The organism is Kitasatospora sp. NPDC098652 (genome assembly GCF_044760155.1).
GTDB lineage: Bacteria > Actinomycetota > Actinomycetes > Streptomycetales > Streptomycetaceae > Kitasatospora.
Genome location: NZ_JBIWAQ010000015.1, coordinates 50,525 through 66,970 on the forward strand (window position 1 = coordinate 50,525; position 16,446 = coordinate 66,970).

At 72.4% G+C, this 16,446-nt stretch carries 11 protein-coding genes, 1 tRNA gene and 1 pseudogene; 7 read left to right on the top strand and 6 right to left on the bottom strand.

The genetic code is table 11. The annotated features are described in order from the left end of the window. Positions 1-245 precede the first annotated feature (245 nt). Positions 246-1,403 (bottom strand): Glu/Leu/Phe/Val dehydrogenase dimerization domain-containing protein, encoded by a 1,158-nt coding sequence (locus ACIQWA_RS27885; RefSeq protein ID WP_360242444.1) that lies wholly within the window; start codon positions 1,401-1,403, stop codon positions 246-248. 199 nt (positions 1,404-1,602) lie between these two features. Here ACIQWA_RS27885 and ACIQWA_RS27890 point away from each other — a divergent pair, with 199 nt between their 5' ends. Both ACIQWA_RS27890 and bldC read left to right on the top strand, forming a co-directional pair. Then, complete coding sequence (locus tag ACIQWA_RS27890) at positions 1,603-2,508, top strand: hypothetical protein (RefSeq protein ID WP_402487198.1); 906 nt, start codon at positions 1,603-1,605, stop codon at positions 2,506-2,508. 487 nt (positions 2,509-2,995) lie between these two features. Then, positions 2,996-3,202, top strand: a complete 207-nt coding sequence (bldC, locus tag ACIQWA_RS27895; protein WP_014137253.1) for a developmental transcriptional regulator BldC — start codon at positions 2,996-2,998, stop codon at positions 3,200-3,202. Between the two features lie 348 nt (positions 3,203-3,550). On the opposite strand, the gene ACIQWA_RS27900 is transcribed toward bldC, so the two are convergent. Together ACIQWA_RS27900 and hrpA are read right to left on the bottom strand one after the other, a co-directional pair. Next, positions 3,551-3,624: transfer RNA gene (locus tag ACIQWA_RS27900), tRNA-Asp, on the bottom strand. A 132-nt stretch (positions 3,625-3,756) separates the two neighbouring features. After that, positions 3,757-7,737: an ATP-dependent RNA helicase HrpA gene (gene hrpA / locus ACIQWA_RS27905; RefSeq protein WP_402487199.1), complete on the bottom strand. Its 3,981-nt coding sequence runs from the start codon at positions 7,735-7,737 to the stop codon at positions 3,757-3,759. Positions 7,738-7,968: 231 nt separating this feature from the next. Here hrpA and ACIQWA_RS27910 point away from each other — a divergent pair, with 231 nt between their 5' ends. Then, the gene (locus ACIQWA_RS27910) at positions 7,969-8,490 is read left to right on the top strand and encodes a SigE family RNA polymerase sigma factor (RefSeq protein WP_402487201.1); all 522 of its coding nucleotides are present in this window, start codon (positions 7,969-7,971) and stop codon (positions 8,488-8,490) included. After that, positions 8,487-9,536 carry a hypothetical protein gene (locus ACIQWA_RS27915; RefSeq protein WP_402487203.1) on the top strand — a complete coding sequence of 350 codons (1,050 nt, stop codon included), beginning with the start codon at positions 8,487-8,489 and terminating at the stop codon, positions 9,534-9,536. The genes ACIQWA_RS27910 and ACIQWA_RS27915 overlap by 4 nt, the downstream gene beginning before the upstream one ends. Before the next feature lie 61 nt (positions 9,537-9,597). Here the strand turns inward: ACIQWA_RS27915 and ACIQWA_RS27920 are convergent, their stop codons facing one another. Beyond that, positions 9,598-10,575 (bottom strand): LysR family transcriptional regulator, encoded by a 978-nt coding sequence (locus ACIQWA_RS27920; RefSeq protein WP_402487204.1) that lies wholly within the window; start codon positions 10,573-10,575, stop codon positions 9,598-9,600. 418 nt (positions 10,576-10,993) lie between these two features. Here ACIQWA_RS27920 and ACIQWA_RS27925 point away from each other — a divergent pair, with 418 nt between their 5' ends. Together ACIQWA_RS27925 and ACIQWA_RS27930 are read left to right on the top strand one after the other, a co-directional pair. After that, the gene (locus tag ACIQWA_RS27925) at positions 10,994-11,914 is read left to right on the top strand and encodes a zinc-binding dehydrogenase (RefSeq protein WP_402487206.1); all 921 of its coding nucleotides are present in this window, start codon (positions 10,994-10,996) and stop codon (positions 11,912-11,914) included. Positions 11,915-11,929: 15 nt separating this feature from the next. Next, a complete protein-coding gene (locus ACIQWA_RS27930) occupies positions 11,930-12,976 on the top strand; it encodes an alpha/beta hydrolase family protein (protein WP_402487207.1) in 1,047 nt (348 codons plus the stop codon). A 98-nt stretch (positions 12,977-13,074) separates the two neighbouring features. Here ACIQWA_RS27930 and ACIQWA_RS27935 read toward each other — a convergent pair. Then, positions 13,075-13,176: pseudogene (locus ACIQWA_RS27935) on the bottom strand (DUF664 domain-containing protein); the annotation flags it as partial. A gap of 1,455 nt (positions 13,177-14,631) precedes the next feature. Between ACIQWA_RS27935 and ACIQWA_RS27940 the strand changes: the two are divergent. Beyond that, positions 14,632-15,792 (top strand): helicase-associated domain-containing protein, encoded by a 1,161-nt coding sequence (locus ACIQWA_RS27940; RefSeq protein WP_402487393.1) that lies wholly within the window; start codon positions 14,632-14,634, stop codon positions 15,790-15,792. 94 nt (positions 15,793-15,886) lie between these two features. Here ACIQWA_RS27940 and ACIQWA_RS27945 read toward each other — a convergent pair whose 3' ends face one another. After that, positions 15,887-16,444: a hypothetical protein gene (locus tag ACIQWA_RS27945; RefSeq protein ID WP_402487209.1), complete on the bottom strand. Its 558-nt coding sequence runs from the start codon at positions 16,442-16,444 to the stop codon at positions 15,887-15,889. Positions 16,445-16,446: the final 2 nt, after the last annotated feature.

Sequence of the window (16,446 nt, forward strand, 5' to 3'; positions counted from 1 at the left end):
GTCAGGGGAGGTTTTGCGGCGTTTTGCGCGCTGTCCGGAGGTGTTCGAGGTCCGTCGTTCCAGGACCGATTATCCCCCCTAGGGGGACCTCGGATCACCCGTTCGGGCGGAGAAGTGAGAATCCGGTTCCACATCGTGATGCGCGGGGGGCCGAAGGTGTCGGCCCCCCGCGCGTCCGGCGCCCGGAGGGTCCGGGCGGAGCCGGATCAGGTCGGCGGATCAGGCTGCCGGATCAGACCGCCGGATCAGCTGCGGCGCGAGCCGGGCAGCAGGACCGTGCGCAGTGCGCTGATCTCGCGCATCCGCTTCTCGGCCAGGCGGTCCGCGGCGACGGCCGGCGGGATGCCGTCGGAGGCGGCCCGGGTGAAGATCTCCAGGGTGGTGTCGAAGATCTTGGTGGCCTTGTTCTTGGCCCGCTCGAAGTTGAAGCCGTCGATCTCGTCGGCGACCTGGATCACGCCGCCGGAGTTCACCAGGTAGTCGGGGGCGTAGAGGATGCCGCGGTCGGCCAGGTCCTTCTCGACGCCCGGGTGGGACAGCTGGTTGTTGGCCGCGCCGCAGACGATCGAGGTGCCGAACTCGCCGAGCGCGGCGACCGAGGCGTCGGTCAGCGCACCGCCGAGGGCGCACGGGGCGTAGACGTCCAGCTTGGCCTGGAGCAGGGCGGTGGTGTCGGCGACCACCTCCACCTCCGGGTGGGCGGCGCGCACCCGGTTGACGGCGGCCTCGAAGGGGTCGGTGACGACGACGGTGGCGCCGTCCGCGACCAGGTGGCCGACCAGGTAGTGGCCGACCTTGCCGACGCCCGCGACACCGACCCGCTTGCCGCGCAGGGTCGGCTGGCCCCAGCGGGCCTGGGCGCTGGCGCGCATGCCCTGGAAGACGCCGAAGGCGGTGAGGATGGAGGAGTCGCCGGCGCCGCCGTGCTCGGGCGAGCGGCCGGTCACGAACTCGGTCTCGCGCGCGATGACGTCCATGTCCTGGACGTAGGTGCCCACGTCGCAGGCGGTGATGTAGCGGCCGCGCAGCGACTCGACGAAGCGGCCGTAGGCCCGGAGCATCGCCTCGTTCTTGTCCTTGTTCGGGTCGCCGATGATGACGGCCTTGCCGCCGCCGAGGTCGAGCCCGGCCAGCGCGTTCTTGTAGGACATGCCGCGGGACAGGTTCAGCGCGTCCTCCAGGGCCGCCTCCTCGGAGGCGTACGGGAAGAAGCGGGTGCCGCCGAGGGCGGGGCCGAGCGCGGTGGAGTGGATGGCGATGATCGCCTTGAGGCCGGAGCTGCGGTCGTGGCAGAGGACGACCTGCTCGTGGCCGTCGCCGGGGGCGCCGTCCTGCTCGGTCCGGAAGATCCTGCTGAGCACACCGGGTGCGGGGTGCGTGGCCGGGGTCTGTACGTCGGTCACTGTGGTGACTCCAGTATCGAGGGCCCGCTGCTGTGGTGCGGGCGTCTGGGGCGAAAGCGTAGTCGCGCGCGCGGGGCCGATCAGCCCTCTTGTCCGAGCTTGTGCCCATTGTCCGAGGAGTGAGACAGAAGGGGTGCCGCGGTGCGGGCGCGAACGGTTCGGGGTCGCGCCCTCCCCGGGCCGGGCGACGCGTGCGACCATGCAGGACGTGACCGTCGTACGCACCTCCGTACTGCCGCCCTACGCGGCCCACCTGCGGGTCTACGAGCCGCTGGCGGCCTATCCGGAGCCCGAGCGGGCGCACTGGCAGGCCTACGCCGCGGAGCACGGGCCGGACGCCGCCGCGGCGGAGCAGTCGGTCGCGGCGGCGGTGCTGGAGGAGCAGCGGGCCGCCCTGGTGGAGCTGGCCGCCCGCACGCCCCGGGCGCTGCCGGAGCAGGAGAGCGGTCGGGCGTACCTGAGGACGGTGGACGGCGTACTGTACGTGTGCCCGTGGGCGACCAGGCTGCGCAGTTGGCAGGCCCTGGAGGAGCTGCGGGCGGGGGCCCCGGTGGCGCTGGTGGACACCGCGGTGCCGCCGGTGACCCGGGCGGCCGCCGAGGCGGACCGGGAGCGCTGGCTGGCCGGGCACCCGGACGCCCGGCCGTGGATCCTCACCAGCCGGTGGGAGGTCCCGGTGCGCTGGTTCCTGCCGTTCGGGGACGAGGACCGGTGCTTCGTTCCGGGGGGAGCGGGCACGGAGGAGGGGGAGCGGGGGAGGCCGGCGGCGCTGTTCTACCTGGTGCCGATGGCCCAGGCGCGGCGCCGGGTGGCGCGGGCCTACCGGGCGCTGCGCGAGGCGGTGCCGGCCGGGGAGCTGGTGCGCGGGGCGGAGCTGGTCGGGCGGTGGCTGGAGGAGTTCCACCCGCGCTCGCTGGTGGAACTGGACTACGGGGGGCTGGTGCATCTGCTGGGGCCGGAGCGGTTGTTGGCGGACCGTTCGGCGGGGGAGCTGGAGGACGGGCTGCGCGCGCTGCGGGCGGGGGACACCGCCGAGGCGCTGCGGGCGTACGGGGAGCTGACGGGGCGGTGGCAGCGGGTGCTGGCGCTGCGGCACGCGAACTGAGGTCCGACCGCCCGTGTATGACTGTGAGAGGTCTTTGGTCCGCAACGGCGCGGACCAAGGTCCCGGTTCGGGTCAATAGCTGTCGAACGTGACACTACTCACCGTTGACGCGAACTTACCCCTATGTGCAAAAATGGGACAACCAGCCCAACTTCACGTGAGCGTGCCCACTTTTGGGTGGTTCTGGAGTCGATGCGTGCTTTGCGGGGAAACGGAGGGTCTGGTCCCCTCGTAACCGGACGTCACAGCCGTGTGACTGTCCGTTATGGGGTGGTCCATCGCCATCCGTCGGCCTTGAACCCGTGAGGGGTCAATTTTGGCGGTTTGGTCGATAGGGCTGGACGGATGGTGTAGTTGTAGACACCAGGACAAGCCGTTCGTCCTATAACCGACTCGGCCCGTCTATGCCATTTCGGGCATCGCGGGCCAAGGTGCAGAATTTGAAGGATAGAACCGCCCTGGTTCGGTTCTCCCGAGGAGGCCGCTCATGACCGCTCGTACCCCTGATGCTGAGCCGCTGCTGACGCCGGCAGAGGTTGCCACCATGTTCCGCGTGGACCCGAAGACGGTCACCCGCTGGGCCAAGGCCGGCAAGCTCACGTCGATCCGCACGCTCGGTGGTCACCGCCGCTACCGTGAGGCGGAGGTGCGCGCTCTGCTGGCGGGGATTCCCGCTCAGCGCACTGAGGCCTGATAGGCCAAAGGCTCTTTCGAAGGGGCCGCTTACCGGACTCCGCCGGGTCCGGTAAGCGGCCCCTTTGTCGTACCCGGCGACGGCCCCCCGGTGGTCGGAATGCTGAACTCCGGATAACGATTCGGTGCGCATGATGCGGGGGGGATTTACAGTGAATAACAGTGCAATTTTACATATTAAATTAGTGGAGTCCGGAACGGGTCGTTTCGGGGACGGTTTCCGGGGGGTGCGAGTGACGACCGTCACGCGCCTGACCTCTTGTGGTCTAGACCTAGTTCGGAGTATGGACCGTACGGCCAAACGCGAGAGGCCCGGAACCTTGACGGTTCCGGGCCTCTCGCACTGCGGCGATCCCGACGGGACTTGAACCCGCGACCTCCACCTTGACAGGGTGGCGAGCTAACCAACTGCTCCACGGGACCAGAGTGTTCTGATCTCGTTCACTCGCTTGCCGCGCTGCGAACAAGACAGACTGTAGCCCATGGTGGGCCCCCAGGTCGAACTGGCTCCTGAGGGCCCCGGCGCGCACCCGCAGCTCAGCGGTGCCGCCCGGGTCACAGCGTGGCCCGGGCCGCCTCCATCGCCTTGGTGATCCGCTTCTCCGAGACCGGGCTCGGCGTGCCCAGCCCCTGGGCGAAGAAGCTGACCCGCAGCTCCTCGATCATCCAGCGGATCGCCCGCACCTCCTCGGAGGGCTGCTGCCCGGCCGGTACGGCGGCCAGCAGCTCCCCGTACGCCTGCTGCACCTGCTGGACCTTCAGCAGCTGCTGGGCGTCCCGCTGCGGGTGGTTGGGCAGCGCCTCCAGCCGGCGGTCCACCGCCAGCAGGTAGCGCTTGAGGTCGGGCAGCCGCTGCCAGCCGGTGGCCGTCACGAAGCCCGGGTGCACCAGCGAGGCCAGGTGCAGCCGGACGTCGTTCACCGCGTTCAGCAGCACCGGGCTGCTCACCGACTTCAACCGGGTCGAGGCTTTGTGGAAGGCGATCAGCGCGGTCGCCGTCTTGAGCGTGGTGTCCGCGGAGAGGTCGTACAGGTCCGCCCGCACCTTGTCGTGCAGCTTGCCGAAGGCCGCCTCGTCCCAGGCCGGGCCGCCGGCCAGCGTCATCAGCCGGTCCGTCGCGGCGGCGACGACGTCCTCGAACAGGGCCGCGATCGAGCCGTGCGGGCTGTGCGAGAGCGCCAGCTTCGCCTGGTTGCCCAGCCGGCCCTGGATCGACTTGGCCGGGGAGGTGGTGGTCAGCATCAGCAGCCGGCGGGTGCCTTCCCACATCGCCTGCGCCTGCGCCTGCGGGGTGTCGAACAGCTTCACGCCGACCGTCTCGCCCTCGTCCACCAGCGCCGGGTAGGCGCGCAGCGAGTGGCCGCGGGAGCGCTGCTCGAAGGTGCGCTGGAGCACCGGCAGCCCGGCCGGCCAGGCGGTCAGCCCGCTCTGCTCGATGCCCCGGCCGGAGGCCGCCGAGGAGAGCGTCTCCTTCAACTTGGGCTTGAGCCCGATCCGCAGTTCCTCCAGGTCCTTGGACTCGGCGAGCCGGCGCTTCCCGTCCACCACCCGGAAGGTCACCTTGAGGTGGTCCGGGACCCGCTCGTCGTCCCAGGCCTCCGGGGGCACCGTGATGGCCGTCAGACGCTTGAGGGCGTGCTCCAGGGACGGCAGCAGCGGCTCCTGGCGGTCCTTCACCGCGCGCAGCGCCGCCCGGGCGAAGTCCGGGGCCGGCACGAAGTTGCGCCGGATCGCCTTCGGCAGCGACTTGATGTACGCGGTGACCAGCTCCTCCCGCAGACCGGGGATCTGCCAGTCGAAGCCCTCCGCGGTGACCTGGTTGAGCACCGGCAGCGGGATGTGGACGGTGACGCCGTCCGCGTCGCTGCCCGGCTCGAACTGGTAGGTCAGCTTGAAGCGGAGCTTGCCCTGCTGCCAGTGGTCCGGGTAGTCGGCCTCGGTGACGCCGTCCGCGGCGTCGTTGATCAGCATCGACTTCTCGAAGTTCAGCAGGTCCGGCTGCTCGTGCCGGGCCTTCTTCCACCAGGAGTCGAAGTGCCGGGTGGAGACGACCTCCTCGGGCAGCCGGGCGTCGTAGAAGTCGAACAGGGTCTGGTCGTCCACCAGGATGTCCCGGCGGCGGGCCCGGTTCTCCAGCTCCTCGACCTCGCCGAGCAGCTTGCGGTTCTCGGCGAAGAACTTGTGGTGGGTCTCCCAGTCGCCCTCGACCAGCGCGTTGCGGATGAACAGCTCGCGACAGAGCTCCGGGTCGATCCGGCCGTAGTTGATCTTGCGCTGGGCGACGATCGGCACCCCGTAGAGGGTCACCTTCTCGTAGGCCAGCACGGCGCCGGACTTCTTCTCCCAGTGCGGCTCGCTGTAGCTGCGCTTGGTCAGGTGCGCGGCCAGCGGCTCGACCCACTCGGGCTCGATCTTCGCGTTGATCCGGGCCCACAGCCGGGAGGTCTCCACCAGCTCGGCCGACATCAGCCAGCGCGGCGGCTTCTTGAACAGGCCGGAGCCCGGGAAGACCGCGAAACGGGCGCCGCGGGCACCGGCGTACTCGCGCTTCTCCACGTCGAACAGGCCGATGTGGGAGAGCAGCCCGGCCAGCAGCGACTGGTGGATCCGGTCCGCGTCCGGCTCGGCGTCGGGATGGGGCTCCTCGATCGTCACGCCCAACTGCTTGGCGACGGTGCGCAGCTGGGTGTAGACGTCCTGCCACTCCCGTATCCGCAGGTAGTTGAGGAACTCGGACTTGCACATCCGGCGGAAGGCCGAGGAGGACAGCTCCTTCTGCTGCTCCCGGACGTAGCGCCACATCGCCAGGTAGGACAGGAAGTCGGAGGTCTCCGAGTTGAACCGGCGGTGCCGCTCGTCGGCGGCCTGGCGCTTCTCGGCCGGGCGCTCGCGCGGGTCCTGGATGGACAGCGCGGCGGCGATCACCATGACGTCCCGGACACAGCCGTTCCGGTCCGCCTCCAGCACCATGCGGGCCATCCGCGGGTCCACCGGGAGCTGGGCCAGCTTGCGGCCGAGCGCGGTCAGCCGCTTGCGCGGGTCCTTCTCCTCCGGGTCCAGCGCGCCCAGTTCGTGCAGCAGGTGGACGCCGTCCTTGATGTTGCGCGAGTCCGGCGGGTCCAGGAACGGGAAGGCGGAGATGTCGCCCAGGCCGGCGGCGGTCATCTGCAGGATCACCGAGGCCAGGTTGGTGCGCAGGATCTCGGCGTCGGTGAACTCCGGGCGGGAGAGGAAGTCCTCCTCCGAGTAGAGCCGGATGCAGATGCCGTCCGAGGTGCGGCCGCAGCGGCCCTTGCGCTGGTTGGCGCTGGCCTGGCTGATCGCCTCGATCGGCAGCCGCTGCACCTTGGTGCGGTGGCTGTAGCGGGAGATCCGGGCGGTGCCCGGGTCGATCACGTACTTGATGCCGGGGACGGTCAGCGAGGTCTCGGCCACGTTGGTGGCCAGCACGATCCGGCGGCTGTTGGAGCGCTGGAACACCCGGTGCTGCTCGGCCGAACTGAGCCGGGCGTACAGCGGGAGGACCTCGGTGTTGCGCAGTTTCAGCTTGGTGAGGGCGTCGGCGGTGTCGCGGATCTCGCGCTCGCCGGAGAGGAAGACCAGGATGTCGCCCGGGCCCTCGTCCTGCAGCTCCTGGGCGGCCTCGCAGATCGCCTGGATCTGGTCGCGGTCGCGGTCCGCCTCGTCGGTCTCGTCGTCGGCGTCGTCGATGATCGGACGGTAGCGGACCTCGACCGGGTAGGTGCGGCCGGAGACCTCGATCACCGGGGCGTCGCCGAAGTGCCGGGCGAAGCGCTCCGGGTCGATGGTCGCGGAGGTGATCACGACCTTGAGGTCGGGGCGGCGGGGGAGCAGCTGCTTGAGGTAGCCGAGCAGGAAGTCGATGTTGAGGCTGCGTTCGTGCGCCTCGTCGATGATCAGGGTGTCGTACTGGCGCAGGTCCCGGTCGGTCTGGATCTCCGCCAGCAGGATGCCGTCCGTCATCAGCTTGACCAGGGTGTCCCGGCCGACCTGGTCGGTGAACCGGACCTTCCAGCCGACCGCCTCGCCGAGCGGGGTGTCGAGCTCCTCCGCGACGCGCTCCGCCACCGTACGGGCGGCGATCCGGCGCGGCTGGGTGTGGCCGACCAGGCCGCGGACGCCGCGGCCCAGCTCCAGGCAGATCTTCGGGATCTGGGTGGTCTTGCCGGAACCGGTCTCACCGGCGACGATCACCACCTGGTGGTCCCGGATCGCTGCCAGGATGTCGTCCTTCTTCTGGCTGACCGGGAGCTCGGCGGGATAGGTGATCTTCGGCACGGCGGCCCGGCGCTGCTCGACCAGCAGCTCGGCGCGGTCGATCTCGGCGGCGATCTCGGCGGCGATCTGCTGACGGGCCTCCGGCTTGCGGACCCGGCGGGCCCCCTCCAGCCGGCGCCCGATCCGCACCTCGTCGCGCAGGGTCAGCTCGGGCAGGCGGGCGGCCAGCTCACCGATTCCGGGACCCTCGGCGGGGACGGAGGCGGACTGGACTGCGGGAGAACTCACTGCGGGCATCCCTCTAGGTTCGCAAGGAGGCACGGCGGAGCGCACCTCGGTTTTCGAGCCCCTCCAGTGTCACAGCCGCCGGTGCGGAATCGCGAACGCCGGGCGCCCCGGTCGCGCGGGCCGCGCGGAACGGGTGGGGTGAGCCGGGCGGCGGGCATCGCGAGGGCTGTGCGGAATGCGTGGGGTGAGCCGGGCAACGATCCAGGGCCGTTCCGGACTCTGGAGGGGGAGGAGGTGCTCATGGGAGCCCACGAGACCGCACGGGACGAGGAGTTCCGGGCGTTCACCGGCAGTGCGTGGTCACGGCTGCTGCGGACGGCCTACCTGCTGGCGGGGGACCGGCACGGCGCCGAGGACCTGGTCCAGCAGGCGCTGGAACGGGCCTACGTGCACTGGAACAAGGTCCGGGCGGCCGACGACCCGAACGCCTACGTGCGCCGCATCCTGATCAACGAGCACGCCCGGCGGTTCCGCCGCAGACCGGCCGAGTACCTGGTCGAGGCCTTCCCCGACCGGCCCGCCCCGGCCGGCCCCGACCCGGACGACCGGGCCGTGCTGCTCACCGCCCTCGCCGCCCTGCCGCCGCGCCAGCGGGAGGCCGTCGTGCTGCGGTACTGGGAGGACCTCAGCGAGTCCCAGGCCGCGGCCGCGATGAACTGCTCGGTCGGCACGGTGAAGAGCCAGGCCGCCCGGGGGCTGGCCAAACTGCGGGAGTCCTCCTCACTCAACGGACTGACCAGCATCGGAGGTAGCAGCAGATGAGCACGGAGTCCATGCCCGGGAACGAGGACGTGGAGGCGGCCGAGGCCGCGGTCTCGTGGGAGCTGGGCGAACTGGCCGAGAGCGTCGAGGCCGGTCCGGTGCCGTACGACCGGCTGCTGGCCGGCGGGCAGCGGCGGCTGCGGCGGCGCCGGCTGCTGACCGGGGCGGTGGTCGCCGGGCTGGTCGTGGCGGTCGGCGGGGCGGGGACGCTGCTCGGCGGTCCGGGCACGGTGTTCGGCGGGTACGGGCGGGGTGCCGGCGGCGCCTCGGTGGCGGCGGTACCGCCGGCGGCGGTCTCCCCGGGTGCTCCGGGGGCGGGTGTTCCGGGGGCTCCGGGGGCGGTCGGTCCGGGGGCTTCGGGGGTGTCGGGTGCGGGGCCGTCGGGGTCGGGGTCGCCGGGGTCGTCGACGGTCACCCCGACGGCTTCGGTCTCCCCGGTGGCCTCGGCCGGTCCGTCCCGGGCCGTCCGGGACCCGTTCACGCCGGTCCGGGTCAAGGTCGGCGAGGGCACGGCGAAGGGCCACGCCCTGGAGGCCTGGGTCGCCCTGTGGCCGGCCGCCCCCACCGCGGAGGACAGCCTCCGGCAGAGCCGGCTGATCGGGGAGGAGCGGCTCGCCGCCGACCCTCGCCTCCCGCCGCCCCCCCGGCAGGACGTCGGCCCGGCCTGGGACCCGGCCACGGACCGGGCCGACGTCTACCTGGTCGTGGACGGCAAGCGGCAGCCGGGCGACTACGTGGATCCGGTCCCCGCCCCGGGCGGGGTGGAGCCGACCGGCACCGACGCCGTCATCGGCGGCGTGATGCTCAACCGCGTGGTCGGGACGGCCGGCAGCCCGGACATGGTGGTCGTCCCGGTCCGGCCCGAGGTCGCCAGGGTCGTGGTCGGCTGGAAGACCGGCGGCTCGGTCGAGGCGGTGCCGGTCGCGGTCGGGGACTCCACGGTCCGCTGGTACGCCGTCGTCCGCAGACCGGGCTCCGCCGACAACACCGTCGTCTCCTACGCCGCGGACGGGTCGGTGCTGCGGACCCAGACCACCTGGTGGTGAACCGGCGCCCCGGCGCCCCGGCGCCTCTGCGCCCCGGCACCCCGGCACCGGACCGGAGCACTCACGGCTGGAGCGCGGCCTCGTCGGCGTCCGGGAGCCAGTCCCGGGCCGGGTCGTACTCCAGCCACCGGCTGCGGGCCGCCTCCGCGGTGAACGCCCGTAGCAGGAAGTCCAGTTGGCCGTCCCGGTCGGGGTCCCGGTCGGCCTCGCGGTCGGAGCGCCAGAGCAGAGACCAGGCGTACAGCGGGGTCGGGTCGGCCAGCGGAACGGTCCGCACGCCCGGGCGGTCGGGCAGCGGGCCGTCGGCCGGCACCAGCGAGAAGCAGGTCGGATCGGCGCCGACCTGGTCCAGGAAGTGCTCCAGGCCGAGGTTGGTCGAACCGACCCGGCCGTCGATGCCGAACCGGGTGGCGAAGCGGGTCAGGAAGTCCAGGCGGTCCACGGCGGCCGGGTAGCGCAGCACGCTGCCGCGCAGGTCCGTCGGGGCCAGGGTGTCGCGGCCCGCCAGCGGATGGTCGACGCTCAACAGCGCGTCCACCGGCTCGAGTCGGACCAGGCGGTGCGTCAACCCGGCGTCGGCGCCGTCCGGCAGGGCGTGCACCCGGCCGAACCCGGCATCCGACTCGCCGCGCAGCAACGCCGCCGCCACCGAGGGCAGGTCCCGGCCCGGCACCGGCTCCACCTCCAGCCCCGGCGCCGCGTCCACCGCCTGGGCGAGCGTGCGCATCGGCGCGTACAGGTGGCCCCACACGTCGATCCGCAGTGGCCGTCCGGCCCCGGCGCCGCGCACCGTCGCCACTGCGCGCTCGCCCTGCGACAGCAGCCGCCGGGCCGGTTCCAGGAACTGTGAACCGGCGGCGGTCAGGGCCACGCCACGGGCGTCCCGCTCCAGCAGGCGCACGCCGAGGGCGGCCTCCAGGCGGGCCACTCGCTTCGACAGGCCCTGCTGGGTGATGCCCAGGCGGGCGGCGGCGCGGCCGAAGTGGAGTTCTTCGGCGGTTGCGGTGAAGGCTCTTACCTGTGCCAGATCCAGATCCACCTCGGCACCCTAACGGGGGCCGCTGCGCGGGGCTTTGGTTCGGGGGTGGGCTCTCGGGAGGGTGGGTTGGTCCGGGGGCGGTTCCGGGGGTGGGCGCTCCGGGGGCTGGATGATTTTCGGACCGCCGACCCTCTTGGTGGGGGGTGCTCGCCGTTGGCGGTCTGAAAATCACCCGTCACGCCCCCTTCCGCACCCACCCCCTCCACCGCCCCCTCCCGCAGCGCGTCCCTCTCGCCTGGGTCGGGTGAGGGGGGAGGGGGTGGTGGGCGCGCGGGGCGTTGCCCGCGCGCCCATGGGGGCAGCGGGCGGTGCACGTGGGGTGACAACTGGTGGTTGTGGGTGGGGGTGGGGGGTTGTTGGACCGGGTGGGGGCGGGCGGGGTGGGGTGGGGGTCTGCCGAGTGGATGGGAGTGCGGGGATGAAGGCGCTGGTGGCGACGGGGGAGCCGGGGGAGCTGGTGCGGTTCGCGGAGGTGGCGCAGCCGCAGCCGGGGCCGGGGGAGGTGCTGGTGAAGGTGGAGGCGTTCTCGGTGAACCGGGGGGAGACGTTCCAGCTGGAGGCGCCGCAGCCGGGGTGGCGGCCGGGGAAGGATGTCGCGGGGCTGGTGGTGCAGGCTGCGGCCGACGGGTCGGGGCCGGCGGTGTGTCGGCGGGTGGTCGCGCATCCTCCGGCGGGCGGGTGGGCCGAGTACGTGTGTGTGCCGGTGGGGTCGGTGGCCGAGTTGCCGGACAGTCTGGACGCGGTGCGGGCGGCGGCGTTGCCGTTGGCGGGGCTGACCGCGTTGCGGTTGCTGCGGACGGTGGGGGCGGTGGCCGGGCGGCGGGTGCTGATGACCGGGGCTTCCGGTGGGGTCGGGCACTACTTCACCGAGTTGGCCGCCGCGGCCGGGGCCGAGCTGACGGTGGTCACCGCCTCGCCGGAGCGAGGTCGTCGGCTGGCCGAGCTGGGGGCGGCCGAGGTGGTGCACGACCTCGGGGAGGCGCGCGGCCCGTACGACCTGGTGCTGGAGTCGACCGGGGGTGCGAACCTGCCGGTGGCGCTGGCCCGGTTGGCCCGGCGGGGCACTCTGGTCTGGTTCGGGCAGGCCTCGCGGACGCCGGTGACCCTGGACTTCTTCGACTTCTTCAAGGGCCCCGAGTCGGCCACCCTGCGGCACTTCCACTACGCCGACTCCGACGTCCCGTACGGCCCGGACCTGGCCACCCTGGTGCGCCTGGCGGCGGCCGGCCGGCTGACCCCGGAGATCGGCCGGACGGCCCCCTGGGGCGACACCGCGACCACCCTCACCGACCTGCGCGACCGCCGGATCCGCGGCAAGGCCGTGCTCACTCTCGTCTGAACGGAGAATCCCGTCGTGTCCTTCTTCGACACCCCCGGTCTGCTGCCCGCGTACGTGGCGGACGCCCGCCCACGGGCGCACGGAGCCGGTCTCGACCTGTACGAGTACGACCGGGTGACCGCCGGGCTGGCCGCGCTGGAGGAGTGGCCGGACGCGTTCGGCGCCACCGGCCGCCGGTACGTCGCCGAGGCCGAGCGGGCCGCGGCCGAGGGGCGGACGGTGACCGCCGGCACCGCCTACCGCTGCGCCGCCCGCTGGTTCCACGCGGCCGGGTTGATGCCGCACCCCGACCGGGCCGGCGCCGCGCGGCTCGCCGCCGAGGCCGACGAGGCGATGCGGCGGTCGTTGGCGCTGCTGGAGCCGGGCGCGCGGCGGGTCGAGGGCGAGGGCTTCGCGGGCTGGCTGCGCCGGCCGGCGGCGGTCCGGGGCGGGGCCCCGGTGGTGCTGGTGGTGCCGGGCATGGACTCCTCGAAGGAGGAGTTCCACACCCTGATCGAGGCCCTGCTGGCCCGGGGGGTCGCCGTGTTGGCGATGGACGGGCCCGGCCAGGGGGTGCTGGCGGCCACCAGCGCGCCAGAGCCGGACTACCACCGGGTGGTCGGCCGGGCCCTGGACGCGCTCGCCGACCAGGAGGGCCTGGACCTCGACCGCGCCGCCGTGGTCGGCCTCAGCCTGGGCGGCTACTACGCGGCGCGGGCCGCCGCCCACGAGCCCCGGCTGCGCGCCGCCGCGACGGTCAGCGGACCGTACCGGCTGGACTGGGTGGAGCTGCCCCCGTTCGTCACCGAGACGCTGGTCCAACGCTGCGGGAGCCCGGAGGCGGCCCGCGCCTTCGCCGACCGGCTGGACCTGACCGCGCTCGCCCCGACGATCACCCTCCCGCTGCTGGTGGTCGAGGGCGGCGAGGACCGCATCCCGGGCGTCACCAACGCCACCGTCCTCGCCGAGCACGCCCCGAACGCCGAACTGCTGCTCGTCCCGCACGGCAACCACCTGCTCGGCACCGCCCTGCCCGACTGGCTCCCGGCCACCGCCGACTGGCTCGCCACCCAGCTGGCCTGATGGTCAACCGCCTTCCGGCGCGGGCGAGTTCGGGAAACGCGAGCGGCCCCGGAGAGTGAACTCCCCGGGGCCACCGCCGGCTTCGGTGTTCGGCCCTGCTACTCGCCGGTGACACCGTCGATCAGCTCGCGGATGATATCGGCATGCCCGTTGTGCCGGGCCGTTTCCTCGACCATGTGCATCAGCACCCATCGCACGTCGGTCTTGCCATGGCGGAGCGCATGACCGCGAGTCTGTCAGGCGCGGCGTACCCGGCGGTCGTCGCACGGCTTGCCCTCGGGCGGGAGGGCGGTGACCGTCTGCCGTCCCGTTCAAGCAGCACGAAAATGCCCCCGAAGCGAGCTTCAAACCTCTGGTCCCGTCCCCGTTGGCGGCTCACTACGCTGGGTGTGGTGAAAGCCGAACGAAGCCTCGCGATGTGGCTGGCCGACCGCACTCCTTCGCAGCTGACCGAACTGCTGGAGCAGCGCGAACTTCCCTACGCGGCAAGGGTGGCGAGCCTGACCGATCTGGCCGGCCACCTGCTGACGGACGCCTCCACGGCCCTGGGGCTGAGCGAGATCAGCCTCGGGGACCTTCAACTGCTGGTCGCTGTGGCGACCTTGGCCGAACGGTTACACGGTCCGCTACCGGCCGTTCCGCCTGCTCATCACCTGTTCATGGGCTACGGCGGCCGTTCTCCACGGCTCGACGCGCCTGCGGTCGACCCCGCTGACCGGTCCGTGACCCGGGACCAGCTCTTCCGATTCCTGCAACTCGACGGCGCGGGTCGGTCCGCGGCCGAGGCCGCGCTGTCCCGGCTGACCGAGCGGGCCCTGGTACTGCCCTCGTCCGGAAGCAGGGTCGTCGTTCCGATCCTGGTCCACCGCCAGGCGGGTGAAGGAGGCGGTTACGGTCGGCCCGCCGAACAACTGCTCAGCGAGGCCTTCAACGCTCCGGAGATTCACCGCATCGCGCAGGGGCTGGGGCTCGTGAAGGCGCGGACTCGGGACGAGGCGCAGCGGCAGATCGTGGACGTGCTCAGGGACGCGAAGCGCGTGCGCGCCATGGCCGCCGAGGCGCCGCCCGCGGCCTTGGAGCTGCTGGACAAACTGGTCCCGGGCCCGCCACTGCTGCGCACGCACTGCTTCGTCTCCCGGTACGGCGGCTTCTACCCGGGTTCCGGAGGCAAGTTCACCTTCCGGGAAGGCGGCTCGGGAGATCCCGGCACGGACTGGCTGGCCGCCCGCGGCCTGGTCCTTCCGGTGGATGAGGACCTGGCGGAACTGCCGCGCGAGGTGGCCGACGCGTTGCGCGACCACGACCGCGCGCCGAGCTATCAGTCTGCCCCGCCCCCGGTCGAGGGCACGGTGGAGATCCCGGATGGTGCAGTCGAGAGCCAGGCGCAGGCGGCGTTGGCCGAGGCGGCCTCCCGGGTCGAGTCGATGCTCCGTCAGGTGGCCGTGCAGCCGCTCGCTGTGCGCAAGGCGGGCGGAATCGCGGTCCGGGACACCCGTCGGCTGGCGAAGGCGGTCGGCATGCCGGAGGAACAAGCCCGGCTGTGGCTCGACCTGGCGAACAACGCGGACCTGATCACCCCTTGCGCCGAGGAAGCGGAGGCCCCGACGAGAGGACGGGGCCGCGCGCGTCGGCCGGAGTCGCAGCCACCTGCTCGGATGCTGCCCACCGAGCGGTACGACGAGTGGCTGGCGGCTCCACCCGCTCAGCGGCTGCTGCCGCTCGTCGCCACCTGGGCGGTGGTGCCCGAGGTGTTCAGCTTTTGGCCGGACGAGAATGACACCCCGGTCGCGCTGGTCACGCCGGAGGACGGCGAGGCTGTCGATCTGCGCCGTGCCGTGCTGGAGGCTCTGGCCACCCTCCCGGCCGGGCGCGGAGTCCCCACCGGCAAGTCCGCTCGCGCTCGGGCGACCGCTCTCGCCGGTCTCATCGCCACGGCGGCCTGGTTCCGCCCGGCCGCCCTCGCCCAAGGTGCGTGGGAGGCTGAGCGGGTCGAGGCGACCCTGGCGGAGGCGGAGCTGTTCGGGGTCGTCGCCCACGGAGCGCTGACTCCGCTCGGGCACGCCGTGCTCGGGCTCCTGAGGGCGGGTGCACACCGCCACTTCCCCGCCGTTCCGGGCGCCGGGCCGGCGCTGCGGGACCATCCTGCTCTGGACGACGCGGTTCGGCAGCTGTCCACAGCCCTGGACGCGCTGCTGCCCGCGCCACAGACCACCGCCCGGTTCCAGGCGGACCTCACGGCCGTGGTCGCCGGAGCTGCCGCATCGGAGCTGACCGACCTGCTGGCCGCCTGTGCGGACCGGGAGTCGGAGGGGCATGCCGTGGTGTGGCGGATCACCCCTGCGGCGGTCCGCCGGGCGCTGGACTCCGGATCGGACGCCGCCGACCTGCTGGCTCGGCTGGCCGACGTCTCCGAGGGCGGGCGGCCGCTTCCGCAGCCCCTGGAGTACCTGATCAAGGACACCGCAAGGACCCACGGCAGGATGCGAGTGGTGCGTTCCGCCTGCTGCATCCGCTCCGACGACGAGGCACTGGTGTCGGAGCTCGCCGCGGCCCGTGCGCTGTCCAGGCTCGGGTTGCGACGGATCGCGCCGACCGTACTGATCAGCACGGCCGAGCCCGAAGCCACCCTTGCCGCGCTTCGGGCCGCCGGCTACGCCCCCGTGCTGGAGGCGGAGACCGGGACGACGGTCATCGAGAAGGCCCGCCAGGAACGCGGTCCCATGCGCATGCCGTCACTGTCCGGAGCACGACCTCGCCACGGCAAGGGGCCGAGCACCGCCACTGCGCTGGCGAGCGCGCTGCTGGCCGGCCGTTGACCTCGCATCTGACTCACCGACGGATCAGCGTTCCGAAGGCGGGGCCTCGCCTGCGGGCCCCGATCCAGGGCCGTTGCAGCTGGCGACGGACCGGTCAGGGGGTGGGGACGGGCGATGCGGACGGGGGCATCAGGCACGGGGTGGTGACGCTCAGGACCATGCGGTCGTTGCCCGCGGTGCTGGCGACGTCGACGACGTACCGGCTGCTGGGGTGGCGTGCGCTGACGGTGGAGTCCGGTTCCGCGCCTTGGGTCTCCTGGTATTCGGTGATCTTGAGGCCCTCGCTCGTGAGCCGGTCGCGGACCTTGCGGACGACGTCGTTGTGCTGGGCGTTGGGGACGGTGCTGTGGACCCCGTAGATCAGGATGTAGCGGTCGTCGGGCGCGGTCTCGCCGTTCTTGCCGATGCACGAGGTGAAGACGGGGTCGGCAGGTTCGTCGTTGATCCGGATCCCGGCCGTCTGGGCCAGGTGCTCGGTGAGCTGCTTCGCCCAGTCGAGTGTTTCCTGCCGGGATTTGACGGGCAGGGGATCGTTCTTCCCTGCTCCGGGGCTGGACATACAGGCTCCGAGGGTCGTGGCCATCAGCGCCGTCGCCAGGAGCTGCTTCAGCCGGGTACCAGTGACTGGCGGATGGGTGATCAGGTTGCGCATGG

What these genes read in the sequence shown, in the direction of transcription:
- ACIQWA_RS27890 (WP_402487198.1), top strand. Translation starts at nt 1,603, where the DNA reads ATGCAGGACGTGACCGTCGTACGCACCTCCGTACTGCCGCCCTACGCG.
- bldC (WP_014137253.1), top strand. Translation starts at nt 2,996, where the DNA reads ATGACCGCTCGTACCCCTGATGCTGAGCCGCTGCTGACGCCGGCAGAG.
- hrpA (WP_402487199.1), bottom strand. Translation starts at nt 7,737, where the DNA reads ATGCCCGCAGTGAGTTCTCCCGCAGTCCAGTCCGCCTCCGTCCCCGCC.
- ACIQWA_RS27910 (WP_402487201.1), top strand. Translation starts at nt 7,969, where the DNA reads ATGGGAGCCCACGAGACCGCACGGGACGAGGAGTTCCGGGCGTTCACC.
- ACIQWA_RS27915 (WP_402487203.1), top strand. Translation starts at nt 8,487, where the DNA reads ATGAGCACGGAGTCCATGCCCGGGAACGAGGACGTGGAGGCGGCCGAG.
- ACIQWA_RS27925 (WP_402487206.1), top strand. Translation starts at nt 10,994, where the DNA reads ATGAAGGCGCTGGTGGCGACGGGGGAGCCGGGGGAGCTGGTGCGGTTC.
- ACIQWA_RS27940 (WP_402487393.1), top strand. Translation starts at nt 14,632, where the DNA reads ATGCTGCCCACCGAGCGGTACGACGAGTGGCTGGCGGCTCCACCCGCT.
- ACIQWA_RS27945 (WP_402487209.1), bottom strand. Translation starts at nt 16,444, where the DNA reads ATGCGCAACCTGATCACCCATCCGCCAGTCACTGGTACCCGGCTGAAG.